The following is a 3,443-nucleotide window of genomic DNA, read 5'->3' as shown; positions in this document are numbered from 1 at the left end:
CAGCAGGACCATAACAGCGCACAGCACCAGCCAGCGGTAAAGGCTCCGGGACCGGAAGGAAGGAGTCTGTGTCTGTCCTGTCATGGGGGCCTGTGCTGCCTGACCTGCGCTCACACGCCCATCAGTTCTTTCCATCGCATGACGCGGTACAGGGCCTTTATCTTCCCGCTGTCAAGGACCGATTCCTGTGCAGGGTTGTGCTGCTGGAAAACCAGTTCCGATCCTGTCTGCCGCACAAACTTTTTCAGAAGGCGCTGGCCAGGCCCGTCCGGAGAATCCTGAAGTTCGACAATCACATAGTCATCCGGAACTGCCGGACGGCCGGGGTTGACGCAGACAATCTCGCCCGGTGAATAGGCGGGGACCATGGCATCGCCGCGGATCCAGACAGCAAAGGCATCCCGGGCTGTCGCCAGGACTGGCGGACGGTCAATGTATTCCGTGATGCTGTCGGCAGAGCCAGGGCCCCCGTCGCTTCCAGCCGTGACTGTTCCCCTGACTGGAAGATCCCTGCGGATATGGAGATTCCCCATCCACGGGGCAGTGTGCTCTCTGGCGCTGACTGTGACAGCAGGATTCACGGGTGAAATCAGGTCAGCAGCGGGCGCTGGCCCGGCAAAGGCTTCGCCGATATTCATGCCGATGATGTTTTGCATACGGGACAGGGCTGTATAGGGAGGATTTCTCCTGTTCTTTTCCCACTGGGACACGGTCTGTGGCTGCACGCCGAGAGCCTTGCCCAGCTCTTTCTGGGTAAGTCCGGTCTTCTCCCGTGCTTTTCTGATCTTGTCTCCAATCATATACAGATTGTGAACGTTACAGCGCCATTGTGCAAGTAACATTTTGTGATTGACATAGTCACATAAGGTGATACTAAAGCGTATATGAGTGATCCTGTTACACGTATCATATCGCGATTTGGAACCCAGGCGCGTCTGGCCAGGCTCATGGAAGTTTATCCCTCAGCCATTTCCAACTGGAAGGCCCGTGGCTTTATTCCGTACCGTCAGCAGCTTTTCCTGATGGAAATAGCCTGGAAACTGGGCATTGACCTGAAGCCTGAGGATTTTTCACCTCGATCTGGGGAAGGCAAATAGCAGAAATTCCAGAACGTTCACTGACAGCGTTGGATGTCGGGCTGGCGGCGTGCAGATATATAGTCATTCTGGCTTGTCAGATATATTCCGGCATATTCTAATATCACCCCAAAGCATCCTTGGAGTTTTTACAGTGCCATATTCTGCACCAAGGTCGATGGACAGAAATGATAATGCAGCATGTCAGTCTGGAGTAAGAAATGTTCAATCTTGTAATGCTTTCTGCTGATTGGAAAACTGGCCGGGAAAAGATATCAGTCAGCAGGGTTTTTGAGCACACAGATCCTCACATCGCAGAGCAGTTCAGGAAAAACAGCAGTCCGGACCCGGGCTGCCTGACAAGACTCCCCTGTCTGTTCATGCAGGAGGGAACCGGAGACGAAATTGCATACGTCGGGCAGATCAACAGGCCACGCATCGCAGGAAGTGAAGTTGACTTTGAATATACCATTGACGCTGCGGTTCCGCCGCTCCGGAACCACATGATCCATGCGAAACGTGCAGAACTTGACATGTCCGATAATTTTGAGTTTTCATGCAACCACTGGGCTGTGAAGGACGCGGACCTGTAGTGATTTCCAGAAAAACCAATACTGGTCTGGCATTTGTCCCTTTCCTGCACGTGTGCAGTTAGTATGGGGGCTGAGGTTGATGTCTGTCACATCCGCTGTTACCGGCTGAAAGAATCTGTTTCTCCAATTCAGAATGCAATAAGGGAAAAGGCCGGCTGAAGCACCGGCCTTTTCCATTTGGATGGGTTTATATGAAAAAGCTTCTGATCTTGGCTCTTTGCCTGGTTGCATTTCCTGCTCTGGCAGATGTACAGGGTACTGCCTCTGTGATAGATGACGACACTCTTGAAATTCATGGGCAACGGATACGGCTTCATGGCGTAGATGCCCCTGAAAGCTCGCAAGCCTGTAAGGACGAAGAGGGAAAGCGCTGGCTGTGTGTGGTCAGCAGGCGGCAAATGCCCTTGCTGCCAAAATTTGACGGCGTCTTGTTGCCTGTAAATCAGTAGACCGTGGCCGGTATGGTAGAATTGTCGCTGTTCGCTCTGTTTCCGGAAAGAATCTGAATGCATGGCTGGTCAGAAATGGCTGGGCTGTTGCTTACCGGCAGTACTCACAGGACTATGTGTCTGACGAGGATTCGGCCAAGGGTGCGAAAAAAGGTATCTGGCAGGGGGGCATTTGATATGCCATGGAATTACAGGAAGAACGGCAGGGCAGTAGGGGTTGATGCTTCAAAGCCGCCATTCAGGATATTCGTGTGGCACCAGGCGCACCTGCAGGCAGATGTCTCCCTGTGAGGAAGTCCACTACCATCTCACCGCCTGCAATCTGACGCAGCTCGACGGGGATAGTGATGGTGTTCCCTGTGAGAGCATGTGCAGGTAATCAGAGTCCCATAGAGCTTTTTAAGCAATGGCTATCACGGGTCGTCTGGTCAGGGAGTAATTAATCCATGGCTGACGGAAAAGGAGATGGCATGGATCTTATTGTTAACCCTCAGCTTTCGTATAATATTCTCAAAATGAAATTCTACCGTTCTTTGGCTGATGCTGAGGATATCTGCTGTTTCTCCGCTGGTTTTTCCTCTGCAGGCCCATAGCAGGCAGTCTTTTTCACGATCTGTCAGCTCTATATTTAGAGGATCTTTAGAATCTACTTTTCTAAGTTCAAGCATCTTTTCGTGGAAAAGCAAGGCAGCCATGCGAAGCCCATATGCAAAATGGGCTTTCTTGTCCTCAACAATTATGCCTTCTGCGTAGTAGAAGCTCAAAAGCGCAGAAACCTTACGGCCGTTCATATTAACCGCATGTACGGGAATTATATATCCGTCCTGAAAGCCAAAATCGTGCGCAAATTCCATTATTTTTCTGGTTTTTGTTTTTGATCCCCGCTGGTGCATGGCCTTTTTGAATTCCGGACACCCGGTCCATGCAAAGGGGCGGTTTGTTATACCGGCCTGCCTGAGTATGGGATCATAGCTAAAAAAGTTTTCCTTATTATAGCCCGTGACAAAATTCTGCTCCAAAGTAGTTCTAAAGAAGGGTGTATTATTTTTATCCGGAGAATGGTTCCACAGATCAACATAAGTGAATCTGCTGAAGCCAAAATTTCCTATTAAACGGGACATGGTTTCCATAAGCGAGTCAATTGAATCAACTGTTTCCAGCGCAGAAAGCGTACGAAAAAAATCTTCCATACTAGTTGCGACCTGTCTATGGAAATACCTGGTAACGTTCCCAGTATCGTAGCGCAATCTAATTTCTTAAATCAATTGCATATGGTTTTTTCATGGGGATTTCGGACATATGGTTAGTGTTGTTTTATTTCGGGC

At 49.9% G+C, this 3,443-nt stretch carries 4 protein-coding genes; 2 read left to right on the top strand and 2 right to left on the bottom strand.

Translation table 11 applies throughout. The features are described from left to right. Positions 1-110 precede the first annotated feature (110 nt). The gene (locus tag M3O22_09020) at positions 111-800 is read right to left on the bottom strand and encodes a helix-turn-helix domain-containing protein (GenBank protein ID MDP9196881.1); all 690 of its coding nucleotides are present in this window, start codon (positions 798-800) and stop codon (positions 111-113) included. An 84-nt stretch (positions 801-884) separates the two neighbouring features. Here M3O22_09020 and M3O22_09015 point away from each other — a divergent pair, with 84 nt between their 5' ends. Together M3O22_09015 and M3O22_09010 are read left to right on the top strand one after the other, a co-directional pair. Then, positions 885-1,097, top strand: coding sequence for a helix-turn-helix domain containing protein (locus M3O22_09015; GenBank protein MDP9196880.1), 213 nt, complete (start codon positions 885-887; stop codon positions 1,095-1,097). Between the two features lie 1,074 nt (positions 1,098-2,171). After that, on the top strand, positions 2,172-2,294 hold the full coding sequence (locus M3O22_09010) for a thermonuclease family protein (GenBank protein MDP9196879.1): 123 nt from the start codon (positions 2,172-2,174) through the stop codon (positions 2,292-2,294). 252 nt (positions 2,295-2,546) lie between these two features. Here the strand turns inward: M3O22_09010 and M3O22_09005 are convergent, their stop codons facing one another. Beyond that, positions 2,547-3,308 carry a LuxR family transcriptional regulator gene (locus tag M3O22_09005; GenBank protein MDP9196878.1) on the bottom strand — a complete coding sequence of 254 codons (762 nt, stop codon included), beginning with the start codon at positions 3,306-3,308 and terminating at the stop codon, positions 2,547-2,549. Positions 3,309-3,443: the final 135 nt, after the last annotated feature.

This window comes from Pseudomonadota bacterium (genome assembly GCA_030775045.1).
In the GTDB taxonomy this organism is placed as follows: Bacteria; Pseudomonadota; Alphaproteobacteria; order JALYJY01; family JALYJY01; genus JALYJY01.
This window is presented reverse-complemented; position numbering and strand designations above follow the sequence as displayed.

Excerpts from the sequence above, each read along its gene's own strand:
- M3O22_09005 (MDP9196878.1), bottom strand. The coding sequence starts at position 3,308 with ATGGAAGATTTTTTTCGTACGCTTTCTGCGCTGGAAACAGTTGATTCA.
- M3O22_09020 (MDP9196881.1), bottom strand. The coding sequence starts at position 800 with ATGATTGGAGACAAGATCAGAAAAGCACGGGAGAAGACCGGACTTACC.
- M3O22_09015 (MDP9196880.1), top strand. The coding sequence starts at position 885 with ATGAGTGATCCTGTTACACGTATCATATCGCGATTTGGAACCCAGGCG.